The 23,593-nt window shown below is 73.1% G+C and carries 20 protein-coding genes; 9 read left to right on the top strand and 11 right to left on the bottom strand.

Annotated features, from left to right (window positions below; translation table 11 throughout):
- Positions 1-65 precede the first annotated feature (65 nt).
- A complete protein-coding gene (locus tag AB0F29_RS28455; protein WP_361877656.1) occupies positions 66-818 on the bottom strand; it encodes a polysaccharide deacetylase family protein in 753 nt (250 codons plus the stop codon).
- Positions 819-1,080: 262 nt separating this feature from the next.
- On the opposite strand from AB0F29_RS28455, the gene AB0F29_RS28450 reads away from it, so the two are divergent.
- The gene (locus tag AB0F29_RS28450) at positions 1,081-1,563 is read left to right on the top strand and encodes a MarR family transcriptional regulator (RefSeq protein WP_361877610.1); all 483 of its coding nucleotides are present in this window, start codon (positions 1,081-1,083) and stop codon (positions 1,561-1,563) included.
- A 21-nt stretch (positions 1,564-1,584) separates the two neighbouring features.
- On the opposite strand, the gene AB0F29_RS28445 is transcribed toward AB0F29_RS28450, so the two are convergent.
- Positions 1,585-2,379, bottom strand: a complete 795-nt coding sequence (locus tag AB0F29_RS28445; RefSeq protein ID WP_361877607.1) for a hypothetical protein — start codon at positions 2,377-2,379, stop codon at positions 1,585-1,587.
- Positions 2,380-2,742: 363 nt separating this feature from the next.
- Here AB0F29_RS28445 and AB0F29_RS28440 point away from each other — a divergent pair, with 363 nt between their 5' ends.
- From AB0F29_RS28440 to AB0F29_RS28420, 5 genes are read left to right on the top strand one after another with little or no spacing between them, the layout of a single operon-like run.
- A complete protein-coding gene (locus AB0F29_RS28440; protein ID WP_361877653.1) occupies positions 2,743-6,012 on the top strand; it encodes a nitrate- and nitrite sensing domain-containing protein in 3,270 nt (1,089 codons plus the stop codon).
- Positions 6,009-6,500, top strand: a complete 492-nt coding sequence (locus tag AB0F29_RS28435) for a roadblock/LC7 domain-containing protein (RefSeq protein WP_026290733.1) — start codon at positions 6,009-6,011, stop codon at positions 6,498-6,500. Before AB0F29_RS28440 ends, AB0F29_RS28435 begins: the two co-directional genes overlap by 4 nt.
- The gene (locus tag AB0F29_RS28430; RefSeq protein ID WP_003966308.1) at positions 6,497-6,913 is read left to right on the top strand and encodes a DUF742 domain-containing protein; all 417 of its coding nucleotides are present in this window, start codon (positions 6,497-6,499) and stop codon (positions 6,911-6,913) included. Before AB0F29_RS28435 ends, AB0F29_RS28430 begins: the two co-directional genes overlap by 4 nt.
- The gene (locus AB0F29_RS28425; protein ID WP_361877603.1) at positions 6,894-7,544 is read left to right on the top strand and encodes an ATP/GTP-binding protein; all 651 of its coding nucleotides are present in this window, start codon (positions 6,894-6,896) and stop codon (positions 7,542-7,544) included. Before AB0F29_RS28430 ends, AB0F29_RS28425 begins: the two co-directional genes overlap by 20 nt.
- Before the next feature lie 58 nt (positions 7,545-7,602).
- Positions 7,603-8,838 carry a styrene monooxygenase/indole monooxygenase family protein gene (locus tag AB0F29_RS28420; protein ID WP_361877600.1) on the top strand — a complete coding sequence of 412 codons (1,236 nt, stop codon included), beginning with the start codon at positions 7,603-7,605 and terminating at the stop codon, positions 8,836-8,838.
- Positions 8,839-8,904: 66 nt separating this feature from the next.
- Here the strand turns inward: AB0F29_RS28420 and AB0F29_RS28415 are convergent, their stop codons facing one another.
- The 5 genes from AB0F29_RS28415 to AB0F29_RS28395 all read right to left on the bottom strand — a co-directional run bounded on the left by AB0F29_RS28415 (position 8,905) and on the right by AB0F29_RS28395 (position 15,470).
- Positions 8,905-10,284: an NlpC/P60 family protein gene (locus tag AB0F29_RS28415; protein WP_361877597.1), complete on the bottom strand. Its 1,380-nt coding sequence runs from the start codon at positions 10,282-10,284 to the stop codon at positions 8,905-8,907.
- 170 nt (positions 10,285-10,454) lie between these two features.
- Positions 10,455-13,250 carry a PQQ-binding-like beta-propeller repeat protein gene (locus AB0F29_RS28410; RefSeq protein ID WP_361877595.1) on the bottom strand — a complete coding sequence of 932 codons (2,796 nt, stop codon included), beginning with the start codon at positions 13,248-13,250 and terminating at the stop codon, positions 10,455-10,457.
- A 103-nt stretch (positions 13,251-13,353) separates the two neighbouring features.
- Complete coding sequence (locus AB0F29_RS28405; protein WP_361877592.1) at positions 13,354-13,641, bottom strand: hypothetical protein; 288 nt, start codon at positions 13,639-13,641, stop codon at positions 13,354-13,356.
- Between the two features lie 4 nt (positions 13,642-13,645).
- A complete protein-coding gene (locus tag AB0F29_RS28400; protein WP_361877590.1) occupies positions 13,646-14,422 on the bottom strand; it encodes a TetR/AcrR family transcriptional regulator in 777 nt (258 codons plus the stop codon).
- A 112-nt stretch (positions 14,423-14,534) separates the two neighbouring features.
- Entirely contained in the window at positions 14,535-15,470 is a 936-nt protein-coding gene (locus AB0F29_RS28395) for a diiron oxygenase (RefSeq protein WP_361877587.1), read from the bottom strand.
- A 274-nt stretch (positions 15,471-15,744) separates the two neighbouring features.
- On the opposite strand from AB0F29_RS28395, the gene AB0F29_RS28390 reads away from it, so the two are divergent.
- From AB0F29_RS28390 to AB0F29_RS28380, 3 genes are all read left to right on the top strand, one after another.
- Positions 15,745-16,857, top strand: coding sequence for a ferritin-like domain-containing protein (locus tag AB0F29_RS28390; RefSeq protein WP_361877585.1), 1,113 nt, complete (start codon positions 15,745-15,747; stop codon positions 16,855-16,857).
- A 91-nt stretch (positions 16,858-16,948) separates the two neighbouring features.
- Entirely contained in the window at positions 16,949-17,848 is a 900-nt protein-coding gene (locus AB0F29_RS28385) for an ADP-ribosylglycohydrolase family protein (RefSeq protein WP_361877583.1), read from the top strand.
- A gap of 115 nt (positions 17,849-17,963) precedes the next feature.
- The gene (locus AB0F29_RS28380) at positions 17,964-18,854 is read left to right on the top strand and encodes a hypothetical protein (RefSeq protein WP_361877581.1); all 891 of its coding nucleotides are present in this window, start codon (positions 17,964-17,966) and stop codon (positions 18,852-18,854) included.
- Positions 18,855-18,911: 57 nt separating this feature from the next.
- Here the strand turns inward: AB0F29_RS28380 and AB0F29_RS28375 are convergent, their stop codons facing one another.
- The 4 genes from AB0F29_RS28375 to AB0F29_RS28360 all read right to left on the bottom strand — a co-directional run bounded on the left by AB0F29_RS28375 (position 18,912) and on the right by AB0F29_RS28360 (position 23,557).
- The gene (locus AB0F29_RS28375; protein ID WP_361877578.1) at positions 18,912-20,015 is read right to left on the bottom strand and encodes an amidase; all 1,104 of its coding nucleotides are present in this window, start codon (positions 20,013-20,015) and stop codon (positions 18,912-18,914) included.
- Positions 20,016-20,053: 38 nt separating this feature from the next.
- Positions 20,054-21,511: a penicillin-binding transpeptidase domain-containing protein gene (locus tag AB0F29_RS28370; RefSeq protein ID WP_361877575.1), complete on the bottom strand. Its 1,458-nt coding sequence runs from the start codon at positions 21,509-21,511 to the stop codon at positions 20,054-20,056.
- The gene (locus AB0F29_RS28365) at positions 21,508-22,887 is read right to left on the bottom strand and encodes an FtsW/RodA/SpoVE family cell cycle protein (RefSeq protein WP_361877572.1); all 1,380 of its coding nucleotides are present in this window, start codon (positions 22,885-22,887) and stop codon (positions 21,508-21,510) included. Before AB0F29_RS28365 ends, AB0F29_RS28370 begins: the two co-directional genes overlap by 4 nt.
- Before the next feature lie 169 nt (positions 22,888-23,056).
- The gene (locus AB0F29_RS28360) at positions 23,057-23,557 is read right to left on the bottom strand and encodes an SH3 domain-containing protein (protein ID WP_361877569.1); all 501 of its coding nucleotides are present in this window, start codon (positions 23,555-23,557) and stop codon (positions 23,057-23,059) included.
- Positions 23,558-23,593: the final 36 nt, after the last annotated feature.

Below are 23,593 nucleotides of genomic sequence, written 5' to 3'. Positions count from 1 at the left end.
CGACCGGTACGGACGGCCCGCTTCCCGAGTCGGGGGCGGGCCGTTCCGCGTGCCGCGCGGGCCGGTCAGGGGCGGTAGATCGTGCCCGGCTCCGGCACGGCCGGGGCCATCAGCTCGGGGACGGTCACGAAGGTGTAGCCGTCCTTCTGGAGCGCGTCGATGATCCCGGGCACGGCGGGGACGGTGCCCTTGTAGATGTCGTGCAGCAGGATGATGCCGTCCTTGCTCGCCTGGTCCAGGATCCGCTTCTTGATCAGCGCGGAGTCGTTCGTGGAGTAGTCCTTGGCGGTGGCGCTCCACAGCACCTGGGAGAGCCCCAGGTCCTTGCTGATGTCCGAGACCGTGTCGTCGGTGCGGCCCTGCGGCGGGCGCATCAGCCGGGGCTTCTTGCCGGTGATCTTCTCGATGGCCCGCTGCGTCTTCTCCAGCTCGGCGCGTATCTCGTCCGGCTTCTGGTCGGTCAGCACCTTGTGCGTCCAGGTGTGGTTGGCGACCTCATGGCCCTCGTCCTCGATGCGCTGCACCACGGCGGGGTACTTGATGACGTGGTGCTTGCCCAGCAGGAAGAAGGTGGCGTGCACCTTCTTCTCCTTGAGGATGTCCAGCAGCTTCGGCGTGTCCTTGCCCGGACCCGCGTCGAAGGTCAGGGCGATGCACTTGGCCTTGCGGCAGTCCACCGGCCCGAACGAGCCCTTGGCGTCGGAGGCCGCCTCGCCACGTGCCGAGCCCGGCGCCGTGGTGTCCATGGAGCAGCCGCCCAGAGTCAGTGTGAGCGCCGTCACCAGCGCCGCGGTCAACCCCATCTTGGACAACGGCATCTTTCTGGGCACGACGCATCACTCCTCTGTGCGGGAAATCCCGCACAGGTGTGCGGTACGCCGAGGACTATACACAGTGCGTATACATGGAGTGTATAGAAGGGGATCGGGCTGCGAGAAGCCCTGTTGATGTGACCCGGGGTGCGGAAGAGGTCCAGGCCGCCGCCGTTGGTCCGCTCCTGCGAAATACTGGCCGAACCGCGGCGTCGACCGGTCGCGGAAGAAACTTTCATCGGCAGGAAACCGTACGAGGGGTGCTGACGTGCGCGGGAATGACAGCGAGCCGGAGCCGGGCGCGACGGACGGAAGTGGTGTCGACCACGAATTTCTGGCACTGGAGCGGGAGTTGGCCGTGTTCCTGCGCCGGGCGCGCGCCACCTCGGGCGATATGGCCCAGGAGGTCCACCCCGAACTGGAGCCCGCCGCCTACGGCCTGCTCGTCCGTCTGGAGGCGGCGGGCCGGCAGCGGGCCACCGAACTGGCCGCCTACTTCGGCGTCGGCAAGGCCACCATGAGCCGCCAGCTGCACTCCCTGGAGAACCTCGGGCTGGTGGCCCGCGAACCCGACCCCGCCGACGGGCGGGCCTGGCTCGTCCGTCTCACCGGCGACGGCCTGGCCCGCTTCCGCAGCGTCCGGGACGCCCGCCGGGGGCGCTACGTGCGCAAACTGGCCGACTGGGACCGGGCCGAGGTCGCCGAGCTGGCCCGGCTCCTGCACCAGCTGAACGCCCGCGCCGAGAGCTGAGCCGCCCGCCGCCGGTCGTGCTCAGCCCAGCTCCACCAGGAGTGCGGTGGCGTCGTCGTGCGTCTTGCCGTGCCGCAGCCGTACGCGCCCGGCCGCCACATCGGCGTCCTCCAGCTCCCGCACCCGGTCGATCAGGCCCTGTGGCCCGGCCTTCCGCAGCAGCCCCAGCGCGTCCGTCCAGTCGCCCTCGCCGAACACCTCCGTCCACCGGGTCGCGCCGTCCGTGAGCGCGGCGAGGGCCCGGACGCCGGCCGCCGGGGTGCTGCCCGTCACCGCGCGCGCCGCCACCGAGGGATCGGCGGCCGCGGTGAAGAAGCCGCCCTCCTTGTTGCGCACCGTGGCATCGGCGATCTCGTTCGAGGCGAGCGAACCCGGCGGCAGCCGGTCCAGCCGGTCGTCGAGGACGGCCCGGACCGCGCCGTCGGGGGACTCCAGCAGCAGGGCCGAGTCGGAGAGCACCAGGTGGTCGATCACGCGTTCGTCCCAGCGGGCCAGCACCACGGTCGCCTGAGGCGTACGTACGTGAGAAAGGTCACAGGTGGCTCGATGCGTGTCGGCTGTACGGGAGATGGCCTCGGCCAGGACCTCGGGCAGGGTCAGATCGGGGCGGGAACCGGACAGTTCCACCAGCGCGCCGCCGAGCCGTGCGGTGAACCACGGCACCGAGTGCACACAGCCGTCGTCCCCCGGCGGCGGGGTGACGCCGTCGAGCACGACCAGCACACCGCCCTGGCCGGAGGCGGGGAGGGCCCCGGAGGCCCAGTCCTCGTTGGGGCGTTCGGGGCTTCCGGGCGCGGTGGCGAGTTCGATGCGCATGCCGCCAGTCTGCACGAGCCCTTCACCTCCTCGTCACGCGACCGGAAATGGCCTGTAGCAGCAGGTCAACGCGGGCGCGCGAGGCGGAAGGGGCGGCTCCGGACCGATGCGGGCGGGCATCCTGCCAAAGGCGGAGCGGAAGTTCCACCCCGCGGTCCACGCATGGTCAGGGGCGCACCAGGGGAGACTTGTTCGCCAACTCAAGAGTGATGTTCACTCCTTCGAGTGGCGGAGCGGTTGATGCGCGCCCCCCTCTCAAAAGCGCTGGAATGGTCAGAAGCCGTACCAGGAGCGGGGCGACCTTCCATGTGACCGTGCGTCACCTCTGCTTCAAGGGTGGACGAGTCAAGATTGCGAGCACCGGTGCAGAAGAAGCGGCCGCGGAGCAAGGGCACGACGCGCGACGGTTCCGGGGCGACGCCTCCGGCACCCGGCGTGGAGAAGCGGACCGTGCGGGTGCGCAGCCGACTGGTCGTCGGAGTCGCGGTCGTCGGCGTCATCGTCATAGCGGCGGGCGCCCCTGCCGTGCTCGGGGCCTCCGCCGATCTGACCGAGTCCCAGCGGCTGGTCACCCTCGCCGAGCTGAACCAGCAGGCGGTCACCCTCGGGCACTCCCTCGCCGACGAGCGCGACGCCATCACCGCGTACATCGCCGACGGCCGCGACGAGAAGGATGACGACGGCGCGAAGAACCGCACCGCCCGCACCACCCGCGTCGACCAGCAGATCGACGAGATCCACGACGCGGCATCCGCGGCCCTGCGCCGCGACCTCTCGACGGTTCCCTCGCTGCGCCGTGAAGCGCTGACCGGCAAGGGGTCGGCTCTGGAGGCGCACCAGGCGTACTCCGACGTCATCGCCAAGCTGCACGGCATCGCCGCCGAACTGGCGGAGAAGACCCCGCCGCGTGCCGCCGACGCCACCCGGGCCCCGGGGACCCTCGGCAGCGCGTCCGAACAGGCCTCCGCCACCCGCGGCCTCCTCCTCGCCGCGCTCGCCGTGCCGAGCCCCGAGCCGACCACGCAGCCGGACCCCTTCACCGGGCTCCCCGTGGCGACCCAGGACGAGGGCGACACCCGGGCCGGCCGCGAACGCGACGAGCTGAGCGCCGCGGCCCAGCAGGCCCGCGTCCGGGAGCTGGCCGCGCTGGCCGACTTCGACCAGGCGGCGGACCCGGAGGCCCGCGACAAGCTCTCCGCCACCGTCACCGGATCCGAGGTCAACAACGCGGAGAAGTACCTCACCCGCCTCACCGACCGCCCCGAGCTGTCGGAGGCGGAGCGCAGGATCAGCCCCAAGAAGCTGGAGGCCGCGCTCTCCGCCCGCGTCGACCGGATGCGCAGCGTCGAGTCGGCCCTGACCACCGGCCAGGTCCAGCACCTGGAGGGCCTTCGCGACGACGACGTCACCGCCCTCGAACTGAGCATCGCCCTGCTCGGCGGCTGCTTCCTGCTCGCCGTCGGCGTCTCCACCGCCGTCGCCCGCACCCTCACCCAGCCGCTCGCCGTCCTGCGCATCGGCGCCGCGCGCCTCGCCGAGGACCCCGAGGGCGCCGAACCGGTCCGCTACACCGGCCGCAACGACGAGTTCGCCCGGGTCGTCCGGTCGATGAACTCCCTGCACGGCAGGCTCACCACCCTCCACCAGGACCTCGGCGGACGCGTCGAGAGCCTCACCGGCGAACGGTCCAAGCTGATCGCCGGCCGCGAGACCCTGGTCACCCAGCGGGCCGAACTCCAGAAGCAGGCCACCGAGCTGGCCACCCAGCTGGAACAGCTGAGGAACACGGTCAACCACACCTTCGTCAACCTCTCGCTGCGCACCCTCGGACTGGTCGAGCGGCAGCTCGGCGTCATCGAGGGCCTGGAGGAGCGCGAGCAGGACCCGGAGCGCCTGGCCACCCTGTTCAAGCTGGACCACATGGCCACGGTCATGCGCCGCCACAGCGAGAACATGCTCGTCCTCGCCGGCGCCGAGCACGGCCACGGCCACGCCGGGCCGATCCCGCTGGTCGACGTGGCGCGCGCGGCCGTCAGTGAGATCGAGCGGTACGAGCGGGTCACCATCCAGTCCCTGCCGCCGCACGCCCAGATCGCGGGGTTCGCCGCCGACGACCTCAGCCACCTCCTCGCCGAACTCCTGGAGAACGCGACCTCCTTCTCGCCGCCCGACTCCCAGGTCGAGCTGTCCGGCTGGCTGCTGGAGAGCGGCGAGGTGATGCTCTCCGTGTCGGACGCGGGCATCGGCATGTCGACGGTCCGGATGGGCGAACTCAATGCCAGGCTGGCCGACCCGGCCTCGTTCGAGCCGGGGGAAAAGCACATCGACATGACCGGGGCCGGACTCGGCCTTCAGGTCACGTCGTTGCTGGCCGCCCGGCACGGAGTGCGGGTCCAGCTGCGTGAGCAGAAGGGGAGTGGTGTGACGGCCGTCGTCGTGCTGCCGAGCGCCGTGCTGCCCAACTCCCTGCCCGCCTCCTCGCCGCCCGCCGTGCAGCTTTCCGGTGACGCGCCCACGCTCAACCTCCCGGGCTCGGTGGCGGAGGCGAACTCCAACGCCCTGCCCAGCCGTTCACCGCTGCCGTCCTCGGCATCCACGCCCGGTACGCCCGCCGGTGCGGAGCCGGGGCCGGAGCAGGCAACGGCACCGACTCCGGAGCCCGAGGCGGCGTCGGACCCGGAAGCGGAGAGCGCCCCCGAGGCGGTCACCGAGTCCCTGCCCGCCGTCGACCCGCTGATCGCCGCCGCCGAGCGGACGATCCGCGAGAACGCGGCGACCGAGGGCACGGGACCCGACGAGGACCCGGAAGCCACCGCCGTACCGCCGCAGGAGCAGGAGCAGGAGCAGGAGCAGGAGCAGGACGAGGACGAGGACGCGCGGCAGTCGGCCGCGGAGCCCGGCACCGGTCCCGAAGCCGGAGTCGGTACCGGCACCGGACCCGGCTTCGGGACCGAAGACGGGTCCGGAGCCGACCCGGACTCCGAGATCACCTTGCAGGTCCGGCTCCCGAAGCCTCCCCCGCCCCCTGCCGACCCGGTGGCCCCCACGGCTCCGGGCATCCCGGCGGGAGGGGGTACCCCGGCCGTGCCGGGCGCCGCCGACCCGTACGCGATCGGCCCCGACCGCCACGAGCGCCCGGCCGAGACCGGCCCGGTGGACCAGGACCCGGACGGGCCCGCGGTCCGCCCCGCCCCGCACGCCGAAGCGGCCCCGGCCCCGGCCCCCGCCGACACCGTCCCCGGCCCCCGCCGCCCCGAGGCGGCACGGATCACCGACAAGGGGCTGCCGAAGCGCACGCCCAAGGTGGTCCGGCCCGACGCGACCCCCGCCCCCGGGCGGACGGGCAGCCTCGACCGGGACGCCCTGCGCCGCCGGCTGGGCAGCTTCCAGCAGGCGGCCGACGAAGGCCGGCGCGACGTCGAGGCGGAGATCGCCGAGACCGGCGGCATCACCGTCACCGGCCCCGGGGGCGTACCCACCGGGCGTACGGGGCACGAGACCACCACCGCACACACCACAGGCGCCGCACAGGACTCACCTGGCGCAAGGACCGCACGGACCGCCGAGACCGGCGGCCGGGCGGACGGCCGGAACGAAGAGACGGGGGACACAGTCGAGGAGGCACGCAGTTGACTGCGCCCAGCACATTCGGGCTGAGTACCGAAGCCCGGAACCTTCACTGGTTGCTGAGCAATCTCGTGGAGGAGGTGCCAGGGGTCCACTCGGTCACCGTCGTCTCGTCCGACGGCCTGATGCTGCTCTCCTCCGACCCCGGCCATCTGACCGCGAAGGCGGCCGGACCGGCCGCCGGGACGTCGGACGGACCCAGGGGCTCCAGCGCCGACCTGGCCACGATCGTCTCCGGCATCGGTTCGCTGACCGTCGGAGCCGCGAAGCTGATGGACGGCGGCGGCGTCAAACAGACGATGGTCGCCATGGACGAGGGCAGCGTCTTCGTCATGTCGATCAGCGACGGCTCCCTCCTCGGCGTCCACGCCGCCCCGGACTGCGACATGAGCGTCGTCGCCTACCACATGGCCCTCTTCGTCGGCCGGGCCGGACACGTACTCACCCCCGAACTCCGCAGCGAGCTGCGCACATCGATGGAGAGTGCCCTGTGACCACCGCCGCCGCAGAACCCGCCCCCCGGCTCCCCGTCCGCGGTGCGGACAAACGCCCCGCCCGGGTCCGCCCGTACTCCCTCACCGGCGGTCGCACCCGGTTCGGGCACGTCCTGCTGGTCGAGACGTTCGTCGCGGCCCTCGAAGCACCCGACGAGCGCCGCGAGCTCACCAACGGCAACCTCGCCTCGCGCGTGATGCCGGAGCTCCGGGCCATCGTCGAACTCTGCCGCCGCATGCGTACGGTCGCGGAGATCTCGGCCCTGTTGAAGATGCCGCTCGGAGTCGTCCGGGTGCTGCTCAGCGACTTGGCCGACCAGGGAAAGATCCGCGTGTACGGAACCGGCCACGGCGCCGGTCAGCCCGACCGCGCACTGCTCGAAAGGGTGCTCAATGGACTCCGCCGTCTCTGAGGCGCCGCTCTTCGCCCCGCGCCAGCCGGGGCCCCGGGAACAGGCCGAGGAGTCCCTCCAGGCCTGGCAGCTCGACCACACCCGCGCGCCCACCGCCACCAAGATCGTGGTGGCGGGCGGGTTCGGCGTCGGCAAGACGACGTTCGTCGGCTCGGTCTCCGAGATCACGCCGCTCCAGACCGAAGCGCTGATGACCCAGGCCAGCGAGGAGACCGACGACCTCTCCTCGACGCCCGAGAAGACCACCACCACCGTGGCCATGGACTTCGGCCGGCTCACGCTGGAGGACGACCTCGTCCTGTACGTCTTCGGCACCCCAGGCCAGCAGCGCTTCTGGTTCATGTGGGACGACCTGGTGCGCGGGGCGATCGGCGCGGTCGTCCTCGCCGACACCCGGCGGCTGGAGGACTGCTTCCCGGCGCTCGACTACTTCGAGAGCTGCGGGCTGCCGTACATCGTGGCCGTCAACCACTTCGAGGGGACGCCCGGTTACGAGGCGGAGGACGTCAGGGAGGCCCTGACCGTACCCCCGCAGGTCCCGATAGTGATCATGGACGCTCGTAACAGGATCACGGTCGTCGAGTCGCTGCTGGCCCTGGTGGGCCACGCTCTCGACGCCACCCCCGTCTGAGGGCGGTCACTCGGACCTCCTCCAGACCTCCTCGAATCAGAGACAACGGAGAGCCGCGATGCGGAAGATACTCATAGTCGGAGCCGGCCAGTCCGGGCTCCAGCTGGCCCTGGGGCTGCAGTCCAGAGGCTACGAAGTCACCCTGATGTCCAACCGCACCGCCGACGAGATCCGCACCGGCCGGGTCATGTCGACACAGTGCATGTTCCACACCGCGCTCCAGCACGAGCGGGACTACCAGCTGAACTTCTGGGAGTCCCAGGCCCCGAAGATCGAGGGCCTCGGCGTCTCCGTCGCCGCCCCCGACTCCTCGCGCGCCATCGACTGGGTCGGCAAGCTGGACGGCTTCGCCCAGTCCGTCGACCAGCGCGTGAAGATGGCCGGCTGGATGGAGACCTTCGCCCAGCGCGGCGGCCAGCTCGTCATCCACGGGGCCGCCGTCTCCGACCTGGACTACTTCTCCCGCACCTACGACCTGGTCATGGTCTCGGCGGGCAAGGGCGAGCTGGTCTCCATGTTCGGCCGGGACGCCGCCCGTTCGCCGTTCGACGCCCCGCAGCGCGCGCTGGCCGTCGCCTACGTCCACGGCATGGGCCCGCGCCCCGAGCACCCGGAGTTCGACGCGGTCCGCTGCAACCTGGTCCCGGGCGTCGGCGAGCTGTTCGTCATGCCGACGCTCACCACCTCCGGCCGCGCCGACATCCTCTTCTGGGAGGGCATCCCGGGCGGGCCGCTCGACGCCTTCCAGGGCGTCAAGGACCCCTCCGAGCACCTGGCGAAGACGCTGGAGCTCATGGAGAAGTACACGCCGTGGGAGTACGCCCGCGCCACCAAGGTCGAGCTGACCGACGCCAACGGCACCCTCGCCGGCCGCTACGCCCCCACGGTCCGCAAGCCGATCGGGCGGCTGCCCGGCGGCGGCCTGGTCCTCGGCGTCGCGGATGTCGTCGTGGCCAACGACCCGGTCACCGGTCAGGGCTCCAACTCGGCCTCCAAGTGCGCGAACGCGTACCTGGACTCGATCGTCGAGCACGGGGAGAAGGAGTTCGACGCGGCGTGGATGCAGTCCACGTTCGACCGTTACTGGGAGACCGCGCAGCACGTCACGAAGTGGACCAACGCGATGCTCGGCGTCCCGCCGGAGCACGTGCTGAACCTGATCGGCGCCGCCGGCGAGCTCCAGCCCGCCGCGGACCGCTTCGCCAACGGGTTCGACAACCCGGCGGACTTCGAGAACTTCTTCTACGAGCCGGAGAAGACCAACGCCTACCTGGCCTCGCTCACCGGAGCCTGAGCCGCGAACGCCCTCGGCGGCCGGACCCGCACCGCCGGTCCGGCCGCCGAGGTCTGTCCGTACGGCCTACGGGGCGTCCGGCGCCGCGTCCGTGCCGTACCCGGTGTCCGCGCCGTCGCGAGCGCCCTCGGGCAGCTCCGGGGGCGTGTACGTGGACAGCGGGGCGCCCCCGGGGTCGGGCCGGACCGCGCCCAGCAGCGGGTTCGACGCGAGCGGCGAGACCTTGACCTTGGTGCCGGGGCGGGGTGCCTGCACCACCAGACCGTTGCCGATGTACAGCGCCACGTGGGTCGCCTTCGGGAAGTAGATCACCAGGTCGCCCGGGCGGAGCGCGGAGACAGGCACCTTCGGCAGCCGCTTCCACTGTTCCTGCGAGGTGCGCGGGATCGTCCGCCCCGCCGCCGACCAGGCCTGGGACGTGAGTCCGGAGCAGTCGAAGGAATCGGGGCCCTCGGCCCCCCACACGTACGGCTTGCCGATCTGCCGGACCGCGTACGCGACGGCGTCGCCGCCCTGCCGGGTGGGCCGCCGGGTGGAGCTGAGCGCCCCGGAGGCCACCAGGTCGCGCTGCGCCTCGTCCACGCCCCGCTGTTCGAGAGCGGCGAGCTGGGTCATCTGCTCCTCGGAGAGCGTGGCCAGCAGCCCCTCGACCTCCTTCAGCTTCCCGCGCACGGTGTCGCGCTGCCTCTTCTGCCGGTCGGCCAGCTTCTTCTGCCGGCCCAGCGCCTCGCGGGAGGCGGCGGCCAGCTCGTCGGCCCGCCGGGCGGCGTCGGTCAGCCGGTCCACCGTCGCCGCGCGGTTCGCGGCCAGCCGCCCCACGACATGGGTCTGGTCCAGGGCCCGCAGGGGATCACGGGACAGCAGCAGCCGGAGGTAGGCGGAGAACTCGGTGCGCCCCTGGTACTGCTCCCGGGCCAGCCGCCCGGCGTCCCCGCGGCTGCGCTCCAGCGCGGCCCGCGCCTTCGCCAGGTCCGCGGTCACCTTCTTCACCTGCGCGGTCCGCCGCTTGAGCTTCTCCTCGGTGGCGTTGTAGGTCTCGCTCGCCTCCTCCACCGCCTGGTAGCGGGTCCGAAGGTCGCGCAGCAGGGCGGCGACGCTCCTGGGCGCCTCGGGCGCGCCGAGAGCCGTCTCGGCGTCGACCTCCGCCGCTTCGGTGTCGGCGTCGGGGTCCGCCGCGTCCGTCTCGGCGTCGGGGGCCGCCGCGTCGGTTCCGGCGTCGACCTCCGCCGCCTCGGACTCGTCGGCTTCCTCCGCCGGGCCGGACGCGTCCGATTCCTCCACCTGGTCGGGCGCGTCGGATTCCTCCGGCGCGTCCGGCCCGGCCGCTCCGGAGGCCTCCTCGGACGGTACGGGGCCCGGCTCGGCCGGCGCGGCGGTGGCGGGGGAGACCGTGAGCGCCGCGGCCAGCGCGGTCGTGCAGACCACGCGCAGGAGCCTGCCTGACACGACAACACCTCCGTGACGGAGACGTAGCCCGGCTACGGGCTCGTCCATAAATGGGCGAATCCGATAATCCGGTCACGTGGTGTCAGGTGATGCAAGCACCGGGCGGCGCGCCGCCCGGGGACCCCCCGGACGGCGGAGGTGAGAGTGAAAGGGCTCGGACGGCCCGGGCCTCAGGCCACCGGGAAGGCGTAGAAGGCCCTGTCCCGCTGGACGACGACGGTCTCCCCGGCGGCGAGCGCCCGGTACGACGCCCTCACCGTCGCCCCCTTCGGATCGGCCGACCCGATGTCCTGGAACTTCCACAGCCGCTCGCCGTCGGCCGCCGAGAACGCCGTGACCTGGACGGCGTCGGCGGCGATCAGGGTCTTCTCGCTGCCGCTGAGCGTGAGCGACGGGGCGTTCCCGATGCCCGGCACCTCCGTGGAGCGCCGCCACACGAGTCGGCCGCTCCCCCGTTCCACCGCGCCGACCAGTCGGCTGCGCTCGGTGGTGTGGATGAGGGACCCTGCGACCAGCGGGGTGCCGAACACCGAGCCGTCGCTGCCCTCGACGCGCCACAGCGGCTTCGTCGAGTCCGTCTCGAAGGCCTGGAGATCCCTGCCGACCGCCGTGTACAGCGACCCGTCCTCGTCGCCCGCCGTGGCGGCCTCGGGGGAGGCCGCGCCGTACTGCTTGGTCCACAGCAGCTTGCCGGTCTTCTGGTCGAACGAGCGGACGGCGCCCTTCCTCTTGGCCGCCCTGACCTCGGCCGCCGTCAGGCTGACCGCGTCCTGCCGTACGAGGACGTCGGCGGAGCGTTCCACGACCACCCGGTAGGCGGGGGTGCCCGGGGCGCGGCCCGCGGGCACGGGAGTCCGCCACAGCTCCTTGCGCCGCACGATGTCGTACGCGAAGAAGTAGGCCCGGACGACCTCCTTGTCCTTGCCCTTCTTCTTGCCCTTCTTCGGCTTCGGGGCCTTCACGGTGACCGTGTGCGAACCGGTGAACCAGATGACCGGCCCGGAACTCCCGGCCAGCCGCCCGACGGCGAGGCCCGGCAGGTCGCCGAAGGCTTCCGTATAGCGCTCACGGTGCGCGACCTTGCCGTTCTTCGGGGACAGCCACAGGAACTCCGTCGGGCTCGCCACGAAGACCAGATCGGCGCCCGCCGCCAGCGCGGCTTGCCCCTTCGCCGCGTCCGCGCGCTGCCACAGCCGCTTGCCGGTGCGCAGGTCCACGGCGCTCGCCTGGCTCTCGCTGGTCATCACGAGGAGCTTGTCCCGCCATACGGCGGTGGTGAGCGGGGGCGCCTCGGAGGCCGGGTGCGCGTAGATCCAGCGCGGCTCGGGGGGCTGCCCGGGGAGCGTGCGGCGGGGCTTCGGGGCGGGCTTGTCGTCCGTCGCCACCGCGGTGTCCCCGGACCCGAGAGCGGCGACCGAACCGCCGCCCACGATCAGCCCGCCGACGGCCGCCGCCGCGATGGTCAGCAGGGTCCGGCGGCTCGCGGCGGGGTCGGGCGCCGGGGCCGGCGCGGGAGGCAGCGGCAACGACACCATCGGGCCCCCGCCCGCGCCACGGGGCCCGGCGGGCCCGGCCGGGAGCGCCGCCGCGGGATACGGGGCGGGCCCGCCGTGCGGGTGGCCCGGCCGCTGCTGGGCGGCGGGCAGGGCGGATCCGGTGGGGAGGGCGGGCGGCAGCGGGTGGGGCGCCGGGAGGGGGGCGGCCCCAGGGGGTGCGGTGAGCTCGTGGGGGAGCGAGAGCTGGGTCGTCGGGCGGTCGCTCTGCGGCGGCCTCGGCCCGGTGTTGAGGAAGCGGGTGGTACCCCGGTCCTTCCCGATGTCCTCCCCGACGCCCCCGCCGCCCGCGGACACGGGCGCGGCGGACGCCTGCGACGCGGGCGCGTCCACCGCCGGTGCGGGCAGCGGCCGGGCGTCCTCCGGTTCCGGGGCCGTATGGGCGTCCTCCGGTCCCGGTCCCGGTCCCCCCTCCGGCTGAGCGCCCTTCTCCGGCCCGGCAGCCCCGGCAGTCCCCTCCGGCCCGTGCTCCGGGCCCTCCTCCGGCACCTCCAGGGCCAGGACCCGCGCCTCCTGGTCCGCGACCGCCGCCGCGAGCCCTTCGGGGAGCCAGCCGCCCCGGGCGAGGCCCGCCGCGCCCTCCAGGGCCAGCTCGGCGGCTACCGTGCCGGCGGTGGGCCGCTCGGCCGGGTCCTTCGCCAGGCAGTTGCTGATCAGCTCGCGCAACGCCTCCGGTACGGCGTCGAGTTCGGGCTCGTCCCCGGCGATCCGGCGGGCGGCCTCCTCGGCCGGCCCCTCGGTGAACGGGGTCGTCCCGGTCGCCGCGTACGCCAGCAGCAGCCCCAGCACGAACAGGTCGGAGGCGGCGGAGACCTCCTCGCCCTCGATCTGCTCGGGCGTCAGATAGCCCAGCCGCACCGAGAGCTGGCCGCCCGGCCCGGCCTGGGCCGAGGCCGCCGCGCCCAGCGGGCCGAAGGCGGTGAGGCGGGGCCCGTCGGCGGCCAGCAGGACCGTGCCGGGGGCCAGCCCCTGGAGCACGGCCCCGGCGGCGTGCACCCGGGAGAGGATCTCGGCGATGCCCGCGCCCAGTATCCGCAGGGCCCGCTCGTCCAGCGGACCGGCGATCCCGATCGCCTCCGCCAGCGGCAGCGCGGGGACGTAACCCGCCGCCGTCCACAGGGGTTCCGGTCCTTCCGCCGGCCCCTCCTCCGGGGCCTCCGGCTCCTCGCCGGTGTCCAGGGGCGCGGCCACCCAGCCGCCCGCGAGGCGTTCGGCGGTGCGCGCCTCGGCCTGGAAGCGGCGGCGGTACGCCGGTACGCCGGCCAGCTCCGGGCGCGCGGCGGTGATGAGGGCCACCTCGCCGGAGGCGGTGTCCCGCGCCACGTACCGCACGGCGCTCGCGCCTTCGTGGAAGCGGGCCAGCGCGGTGAAACGGCCGAAGCGGCGTGGATCGTCCTGACGCAGCGCCTCCATGGCGCACCCCCCTTGTGACCGTCCTACGGCGACCGGGTGACCCGTCCTCCGGTGCCTGACCGTCGATCTTAGGGCCTGGGCCCTACGGGCGGTCGCCCGCCGCTCAGTCGTGGTCCGGGGTGCGCGGGGGAGTCTTCGACCAGGGCCACTTGAGGGTGCGGTGCTCGCGGCCCCCGGGGGCGTACTCGTACACCCAGCCGCGCTGGAGCCCGAGCCGCTTGGTGTAGCCGGCCGGGACCCGCTGGTAGGCGTACACGGTGGCGGGGCCGCCGTCGGGCGAGGGCACCGGGACCTCGTACCACTTCGGCGGATGGCCGGTCGGGCCGAGCAGGACCGGCAGGACCCGGCCGTCCAGGGGGCCGCCTCGGAAAGGGGTGTTCTCGCTCTTCACCCGGTCAGTCTGACGCAGCGGCGGCGGGCAGCAGGTGCGCCGCCTCCGCGACGACCGGAATCACCCGCTCCGCCAGCTGTCCGGCCGGTCCGTCCGAGGTCTCCAGGGCCAGCAGCTCGTTCACCACCGCCGCGGTCTCCGGGTCGGTGGCGGCGGTCGCGGCGAGCAGGGCGATCAGATGGTCGACCAGCCAGCCGCGCAGCTCGGCCGCGGCCGGCCGCTTCCCGTCGTCCAGCCAGATCAGCGAGGCCGCCTCGACGGCGGCGATCCAACTGCGCACCATCATCCGCAGCCGCGGCCCGGCGTGCTGCTCCCCGGCCCCGCCCATCCGCCCCAGGTGGCGCAGGATCTCGTCGGCCGCCGCCCGCCGTACCCCGTCCACGATCGTCGTCGTGCGGGACGTCTCCACGACGCTGCCGCCGCGCAGCAGGGCGCTGAACCCGGTGTCGTGCTCGTCGACGAAGCGCAGGTAGCGGTCGAGCACCCGGGCGACCCGCTCGGTGGGCGGGCCCACCGGCGGCTCGGTGAAGCACAGCGTCAGCTCGTCGGCCGCCGAGCCGAGCGCGGCCTCGTACAACTGCTGCCGCCCGCCCGGGAAGTAGCGGTAGACGAGCGGCCGGGACACCCCGGCCGCCACCGCCACCTCGTCGAGCGAGACCTCGTCGGGCGCCCGGTGGGCGAAGAGGCCGAGCGCGGCGAGCAGCAGCTGGGCGCGGCGCTCCTCGACGCTGAGCCTGCGGTACGTCGCCCGGGGCGGCGGGACTGCGGCGGTGGAGGTCATGCCACCGACCCTAAGGCCTCTCGTTCGGATGGTGGCGGTCGTTCGGAGGGTGCCGGGCCCGCGGGCCCGGCGCTCCCGGTGCGCCCGGCTTTCGCTTCCGTCGGCACGGCTTTCAGGCCAGCAGCCCGGAGCGTCGCCACAGCCGGCGGCCGACGCCGTTCAACAGTCCGATGTCGTCGAAGAAGTCGGTGAGCCGCTTCGCGCCGGACTGCATCACCTCCGCGCGGTGGCCGCTGGCCCTCACCTGGGCGACGGCCTCACGGCGGTCCAGGCCGACGTTCTCGTACACCTGCGGGTTCACGAAGCAGATGGAGAAGACCCGGGCCGCCTCGCCGCAGCTGACCTTGGTGAGTTCCCGCTCCCAGCGCGGGGCGGTCACCATCTGGCGGCGCAGCTCCTCGCGGGCGTACCGGACGTGCCGGGCCTCCTCGATCACATGGATCCGGGTCACGCCCCGCACCAGGGTCTGCACACGGTCGTCCGGGAAGGTCAGGCGCTGCATCCAGTCGAGGATCTCCTCGCCGAGCAGGGTCGCGGCGAACGAACCGGGGGTGGTGGAGACGGTCTTCAGGACCCGCGCGAGGTTGTGGTAGACGCGCGGCACCGCATACGTCGGGGCGCCGCCCCAGTCGATCATGCGGCCGAACATCATCGAGTGCCGGCACTCGTCGGCTATCTCCGTGAGCGCGTAGCGGACGTGGTTGCTGGTCACCGGCTTGTCGTAGACGTGCCGGACCAGCAGCTGCATCAGGATGATCTCGAACCAGATGCCGAGCGAGGCGAGCGCGGCGCCCTCGTGCCGGGAGAGGTCCAGGCGCTGCTCCTCGGACATCCGGTCCCACAGCGGGGTCCCGTACAGCGAGAGCAGCTCCGGCGGCCAGAACCACTTGCCTTCCTCGACCGCCGCGTCCCAGTCGAGTTCGGTGTCGGGGTCGAAGGAGTGCCTGGCCGAGGATTCGAGCAGCCGCAGGGCGACCTGCTCGCGGTCGCGGAGCGGGCCGAGTGCGTCGCGGAGCGCGGTGGCATCGCGAGCGGTGACGGGTGTCATGGCGGGAGCACCTCACACGGGGGTTGCCGGGAACGGATGTTACCGGCGGTCACCTCTTATGAGACTGTCTGTCAGCAAGGCCGTCAATCCCTTGGACGCGACTCCGTACGACTTGTTGACCCGGTGTCTACCAACGTGTGAACCTGCCGGGGAGGCGGTCGGCGCATCCGCTCGCGCGCACTCAACTGCCGTCGGCGTCACGGAGCTTGTTCATCAGGTCGAGCCAGTCGAGCCAGTCGAGCCAGTCGAGCCAGTCGAGGCGAAGGAGCCGTTCGTGTCCACCCATGACCTCTACACCACCCCGCCTGCCGAACCGACCTGGCAGGTCCCCGCCTCCGGCGCCGCCCGGTTCAGCTGGGACTACGACGACGGCCGCGAACGCCTCCTCGCCCTCTATCAGAAGGGCAAGGACAAGCAGTGGGACGGCGACAAGCGCATCGACTGGTCGCTGGAGGTCGACCCCACCGACCCGCTCGGCACCCCCGACGAGGCGCTCACCCTGTACGGCACCCCGCACTGGGCGAAGATGACGGAGAGGGACCGGGGCGAGCTGCGCAAGCACTACACCTCCTGGCAGTTCAGCCAGTTCCTGCACGGCGAGCAGGGCGCGATGGTGTGCGCGGCGCGCATCGTGGAGTCCGTCCCGGACCTGGACGCCAAGTTCTACTCCGCCACGCAGACCATGGACGAGGCCCGGCACGCCGAGATCTACGGCCGGTTCCTGCACGAGAAGGTCGGCATGCTCTACCCGGTCAACGACAGCCTCCAGGGGCTGCTGGGCGACACCCTGCGCGACTCCCGCTGGGACATGCCCTACCTCGGGATGCAGGTCCTGATAGAAGGTCTGGCGCTGGCCGCCTTCGGGATGATCCGCGACACCACGACCAAGCCGCTGCCCAAGCAGATCCTGGCGTACGTGATGCAGGACGAGGCCCGGCACGTCGCCTTCGGGCGGATGGCGCTGCGCGACTACTACCAGCAGCTGAGCGACGCCGAACTCCGCGAACGCGAGGAGTTCGTCATCGAGGGCTGCTACCTGATGCGCGACCGGCTCAGCGGCGTCGAGGTCCTGGAGAACTTCGGCATCGGCAAGCAGGAGGCGACGGACCTCTCGGAGCACTCCGAGTTCCTCCAGCTCTTCCGCAAGCTCCTGTTCAGCCGGATCGTCCCGTGCGTCAAGGACATCGGCCTGTGGGGCCCGCGGCTCCAGAAGGCGTACGTCGACATGGGCGTCCTCGAACTCGGCGACTCCAACCTCGACCTGCTGATGTCGATGGACGAGGAGATAGCCGAGGAACTGGACCGCGAACGCTTCGCCGCCGAGGAAGGGGCCCGGGTGGCGGAGGTCACGGAGGCGATCGAGGAGGGCGCGGCCGACGCCGCCTGAGGGGGCGCGGGGTGGGGCGGTGCGGCGCCCCGGGGGCCCGGGGGCCGATAATGGATTTACGCCATCGGGCCCTGGCCGTCACGATGCGGGCATGACGACGAACTCGCCCGCAGCCACTACCGCCGGGCGCGCCGCCGCCCGCCGCAGCCTCGAAGCCCTCGCGCTCGGCGACGCGTTCGGGGAGCGCTGGTTCCCGCTCTTCCGCGAGCCCCGGCAGTCCGCGAACGAGATCCGGGCCCGCCGCACCCCGCCGGAGCCCCGCTGGCACTGGACCGACGACACGGCTCTGGCCCTCGCCCTGAACCGCTCCCTCGACGAGCGCGGCCACGTCGACCAGGACCACCTGGCCCTCTGCTACGCCCTGGCCTTCGACGCCGACCAGGCCCGCGGCTACGGCCACGGCATGCACCTCCTGCTGCCCCGGCTGCTTCAGGCCCCCGCCGAATGGCGCACCCTGGCCCCCGAACTCTTCGACGGCGGCAGCCTCGGCAACGGCGCGGCCATGCGGGTCGCGCCGCTCGGGGCCCGGTTCCACGAGGACCTGGACCGTGTCGCGGCACAGGCCGCGCTGTCGGCGGAGGTCACCCACGCCCACCCGGACGGCATCGCGGGCGCGGTGGCCGTCGCGGTGGCGGCGGCGCTCTCGGCGCGCGGCGAACTGACGCTGGACGCGGTGGCGGAACGGACGCCCGAAGGGCCGGTACGCGACGGAGTTCGGCGCGCCGCGCGGACGCCGTTCACCACGGAACCGTGGAGGGCCGCGGACCTCCTCGGCAACGGACAGCGCATCCGGGCCGACGACACCGTGCCCTTCGCGCTGTGGACCGCCACCCGCCACGGGGACGACCTGGAGGCGGCGCTCTGGGCGACCGCGGAGGGCCTCGGCGACGTCGACACCACGTGCGCGATCACCGGGGGCGTGGTCGGGGCGGCGACGGGGACGACCGGGGCGCCGGAGGAATGGCTGCGCAGGCGCGAGCCGTTGGGGTGAGGCGGCGGCCCCGAGCGGCGGGAGGGGTCCGGCCGCTCGGGGCCGACGCTCTCGACCCGATACCGAAACCGGACGCATCGAAATTCCGTTCGCAAACGTGTCGTACGGTGAGCGCATGACCACCCCGCCGCACCCGCCGCAGGGCCCGTACGGGCCGCCGCCCCCGCAGAACCCCTACGGCCAGAACCCCTACGGCTCGCCGCCGGCCGCGCCCGGGCCCGTGCCGCAGCAACCGCCCTACGGCTACCCGCAGCAGCCCCCGGCGCCGCCCCAGCAGGGCGGCTGGGGTCAGCCCGGCTGGGGGCAGCAGCCCGGCATACCCGGCGGGGGCGGTCCCGGCGCTGCCGGGTGGCCGCCCCAAGGGCCACAGCCGCCGCGGAAGAAAAGGGCCGTACTGATCGTCGGGATCGTGGCCGGCGCGGTCCTGGCGGCGGGCGGAATCACCTACGGTGTCTCCCAGCTGTTCGGGAAGGCCACCGACGCGGCGTTCCCGGCGGCGGAGTACGAGCTCGTCCTCCAGCAGGAGTTGATGGACGGGGAGTTCACCCTGGCCCAGGACCTGTCGTCGAGCGAGGGCAAGCAGATCGAGGACATGTACGACCCCGCCGTCCGGGACGCGAAGGCCGTTGTCGGCCAGTACAACTCCGCCAAGGGCGGAGTCCTGGTGATCTCCGGGATGTACGGGCGGTTCACGGAGCCGGAGGCCATGCCCGGCAAGATGATGAAGGGCGGGGCCGAAGGCAAGGGCGCGACCGTCGCCGTCCCCCCGAAGGAGTTCACCCCCGCCGGTCACGACATCACGCTGGAGTGCCAGGTGCTCCAGTCGAACCAGAACGGCGTCAGGGCGAACATCCCGATGTGCGCCTGGGGCGACGAAAACACCGGGGCGTCGGTGGGGATCATCCGTCCCGAGACGGCCCTCAAGGACCCCGAGGCGATCGACCTGGAGGCGGCCGCGGTCGAGACCGCGGAGATTCGCGAGGAGATCCGCCGGCCGATCGGCTGACCCGTCGCGGTCCGGGTGTGGGCCGCGGCTTCCCCGCCCGCCCCGCCGCCCCCCCCGTCAGCGCCGCCCGGCGGTGGGCGGCATCGGTGCGGCGGGCAGGGCGTCCTCCACCGCGCGGGCCGCGGCGAGCAGCCGGACGTCCGCGCCCCGCGCCGCCGCCAGTTGGAGCCCCACCGGGCAGCCGTCCCCGGTGAAACCGGCGGGCAGACTCGCCGCTGGATGCCCGCTCAGGTTGAACGCCCAGGTCAGCGCCGTGGAGTAGAGGTTCCCCGGGCCCTCGTGGCCGTGCGGCCGGTTCGGGGTGACCGGGGTCAGCAGCAGGGTGCCGTCGGCGAGAAGGCCCGCCAGCCGCTCGTCGTTCGTCCGCCGCACCCGCACCGCGTCCGGGGCGTCGGGCGAGCCGCCCCGTATCGCCGTCCAGGCCCCCACCGGGTCCAGCAGCGCGGCCTCGCGCGCCAGCAGGCGTACGGTCCCCGCCGCGACGAGCCGGTCCACCGCCGCCCGGACGACGGCCGCCACCTCCGGGTCCACCTCCGCGTATCCGAGGTCCTCGCTGTACACGGCGGGCAGCGGCAGGGCGGGGGCGGCGACCGGTTCGTATCCGTCCAGCACCTGGCGCAGATACGGCTCCGCCGCGGCCGCCGACCGGGCCAGCACCCCGGCCGAGGCCAGCCCCGTCCGGTCGGGGGAGGGGAGCAGCCCGTTCGTCGTCTTCAGCCCGAAGACCCCGCACCAGGCGGCCGGGATGCGGACCGACCCGGCCCCGTCGCTGCCCGTCGCCAGCTCCGCCATCCCCGTCGCCACCGCGACCGCCGACCCGGCCGATGAGCCGCCCGGAGTACGGTCCGCCCGCCACGGGTTGACCGTGCGGCCGTGGGCGCCCAGGCCCCAGGTCTGCCAGTGGGTGCCGGGCCCGGGCACCGAGGTCGCCCCGACGGGGGCGCCGCCCGCCGCGATGAGCCGTCGGGCCGCGAAGGACCGGACCCCGGCGGGACCCTTCACCGCGAACGGCAGTCCACCCAGAGGGAGTCGGCGCGCCACGGCCTCCCGCTCCCGGGCGAGCGCCTCGTCCGGCCAGACCTCGATGAACGCGTGCAGCGCCGGGTCCAGCCGGCCGATCCGCTCCAGGGCCCGCGCCACCGCGGAGGTCGTCCGTGTCATGGGCCCAGTCTGCCGCTGTGCCGCTGCGCGCGCCGCGGCTACTCCTCCAACGCCGCCTCCATCACGGCCCGGGCGATCGGGGCCGCGCTGCCGCCGCCGCTGATGTCGGCCCGGTCGGCGGCGGCGTCCTCCACGACCACCGCCACCGCGACGGCCGGGCGGCCGGAGTCGGGGGCCTGGGCCCAGGAGATGAACCAGGCGTACGGCAGACCGGAGTTGTCGACGCCGTGCTGGGCGGTACCGGTCTTGCCGCCGACCTTCACCCCGTCGATCGCCGCGTTCGCCCCGGTGCCGTTCTCCACCACGTCGACCATCATCCGCTGGAGCTGCACGGCCGTCGACGGGCTCATCGGCCGCTCGTACGGCTCCGACCGCTCCTGCCGGACCGTGTCCCCGTCGTTCGTGGTGATCCGTTCCACCAGATGCGGACGGCGCAGGTCCCCGCCATTGGCCACCGCCGACGCGACCATCGCCATCTGGAGCGGGGTCGCCGTCGTGTTGAACTGCCCGATCGAGGAGAGCGCGAGCTGGTCGTCGCTCATGTCCGTGTCGAAGTTGCTCCTCGCCACCCCGGACGGGATCCGCAGCCCGGTGTCGTTGAAGCCGAACTTCTCCGCCGCCTCCGCCATTCCCTCCAGCCCGACCTCCACCCCGAGATGGGCCATCACGGTGTTGCAGGAGATCCGGATCGCGTCCGCCAGGGACGCCCGGTCGCAGCCCCTCGCCTCGTTCGGCAGGGTCGTGCTCGTACCGGGCAGGACGTACGGCGAAGGGGTGTCCGTCGGCGCGTCGGCGTCCGTCACCGCCCGGGCGTCCAGGGCCGCCGCCGCCGTCACGATCTTGAAGGTGGAGCCCGGCGGATAGGTCTGCCGGGTGGCCCGGTTGAGCATCGGCAGACTCTCGGCCGCGTTCAGCCGGGCCCACGCCTCGGTCACCGCGGAACCGGTCCCCGACAGCCGCTCGGGGTCGTACGACGGGGTCGAGACCAGCGCCAGGATCGCGCCCGTCGACGGATCCAGCGCCGCGACCGCCCCCCGCCGCCCGCCCAGCCCGTCGTACGCGGCCTGCTGCATCGACGCCCTGATCGTGGTGACGACATCGCCGCCCGGCTGCCGGCCCCGCGTGAACTCGTTCCAGAAGGGCAGCGGCGCCAGCAGGGAGTCCGTACCGGACAGGACGGAGTCCTCGGCGTTCTCGATGAGCGTCGTGCCGTACGTCTGCGAGGCGTATCCGGTCACCGGGGCGTACAGCGGGCCGTGCAGATAGGTGCGCTCGAAGCTGAGCTGCTCGCCGGTCTCCTTGCTGCCGGTCACGGGCCGGTCGCCGACCAGGATGTTGCCGCGCGGCTGGTCGTAACGGGCGATGGTGTTACGGCGGTTGGCCGGGTTGGCGTCCAGTTCGTCGGCCTCGAAGACCTGGATGCGGGCCGCGTTGACGAGCAGCGCCACCAGCAGCAGCAGACAGAAGGCGGCGGCCCGCCGGATGTAGCGGATCACCGGTCCTCCTCCGCGGCCGGGGCGATGACCCCGGTCTCGGCCTGTTCGGGGTGGGGTCTGCGCGAGACGTCGCTGACCCGGATCAGCAGCGCCACGATGATCCAGTTGGTGACGACCGACGAGCCGCCCTGCGCGAGGAACGGCATCGCCATCCCGGTGAGCGGGATCAGCCCCATCACCCCGCCCGCGATCACGAACACCTGGAGCGCCAGGATCGACGCCAGGCCGATGGCGAGCAGCCGCCCGAAGGGATCGCGCAGGGCGAGCCCGGCCCGGTAACCGCGCGCCACGAGCAGCGCGTAGAGCAGGAAGACCGCGGTCAGCCCGCTCAGGCCCAGCTCCTCGCCCGCGGTCGCCAGGATGAAGTCGGACTTGGCGGCGAAGCCGATCAGGATGGAGTGGCCCGCGCCGAGCCCCGTCCCGAGCATCCCGCCCGCGGCGAAGGCGAACAGCGACTGGGCGAGCTGGCCCGGCCCCTGCCCCGCGTCGATCGAGGCGAACGGGTCCAGCCAGTCCTGCACCCGGCTGTGGACGTGCGGTTCGAAGGAGCCGACGACGAAGGCGCCGACGCCGGCCAGGAGCAGACCGACCGCGATCCAGCCCGTCCGGCCGGTCGCCACGTACAGCATGATGACGAAGAGCCCGAAGAACAGCAGCGAGGTGCCCAGATCCCGCTCCAGCACCAGCACCCCGACGCTCAGCAGCCAGATCGCCACGATCGGCCCGAGCACCCGGCCGGAGGGCAGTTGCAGCTTCCAGAAGGTGCGGCCGGTGTACGCGAGCGCGTTGCGGTTGGCGGCCAGATAGGCGGCGAAGAACACCGCGAGCAGGATCTTGGCGAACTCGCCGGGCTGGAAGGAAAGTCCGCCGATCCGGATCCAGATCTTCGCCCCGTTCACCGCCGGGAAGAAGATCGGCACGATCAACAGGACGAGCGCCGAGGCCACCGAGAGATACGCGTACCTCTGGAGCACGCGGTGGTCGCGCAGCAGCACCACCACGGCCGCGAACAGCGCGACGCCGAGCGTGGACCAGACGAGCTGGGTGGGCGCGGCCTGGTCCCTCGGGGTCTCCAGGTCGAGCCGGTAGATCAGCACCAGGCCGAGCCCGTTGAGCAGGACGGCGATCGGCAGCAGCAGCGGATCGGCGTACGGGGCCCGGAAACGGACCGCGACATGGGCGAGCAGCGCGAGCGTGCCGAGCCCGGCGCCGTACCCGGCGACGTCGGGAGGCACGGTGCCGTCGTGGGCGAGGCCGACCGCCGCATAGCCGAGGACGGAGATCAGGACGCCCCCGACGAGGAGGGTGAGCTCCACCCCGCGCCGCTTGGGCAGGCGTAGCTCGGGCGGGGGAGCGTCCGCCGTCGTTGCGGTCATGCCCCGCAACGTAGCAAGAGGTGCGCGATATTTCCTTTATGTCACACCCTTGCCCATGTCAGCGCCCGGCGGACATGAGGCCGGCGCCCACCGGACATGCGCCCGCCCGGGGAGCCGACGGCGACACGGCCGGGCTCCACGGGCGGGTGGACGTGCGGGTGACGCGAGGTCAGCACCACTTCGGCGCGGCGCCGATGTTCTCGATGTAGCGGGCCGAACCCCAGGCCCAGGTGCCGTCGGTCAGCAGGTACCAGCGGTTGTTGTTGTCGACGTTGTCGCCCTCGGTCTTGCAGAAGATGTTGACGATCTCGCCGTACTCGACAGAGCCGACGACGCGGCTGCTGCGGGTGGGCTTGTCGCGGAGCAGCAGGTACGGCTTGGCGATGACGCGTCCCTTGTAGGTCCGCTTCGGCGCCTGGGGCTTCGCCTGCCCCTCCTTCCGCGCCTCCTCGCGGGCCTGCTTCTGCCGCGCCTCGTGCTCGCGCTGCAGCGCCGAGGCGGAGAGCTCGTCGGACGTCGGGTCCGGGGCGGCGGCCTCCGCGCGCTGTCCGACGGGCTGGGGGTCGGCCGCCAGTGCGGCGGGAGCGGCGGCGGTGAGCGCCGCGAGCGTGCCGGTGGCGACGCAGAGGCCGAGCCGGCGGAGCCGCGAGGGGCGGGACAGGGGGGACATGCTGCCTCCATGCGATGAGGAAGGGGCCGTGGGGGA

It is taken from the genome of Streptomyces sp. NPDC026589, assembly GCF_040638385.1.
Taxonomy (GTDB): domain Bacteria; phylum Actinomycetota; class Actinomycetes; order Streptomycetales; family Streptomycetaceae; genus Streptomyces.
Note: the sequence above shows the minus strand (reverse complement) of the source record. Positions and strands in the feature narration are given on the sequence as shown.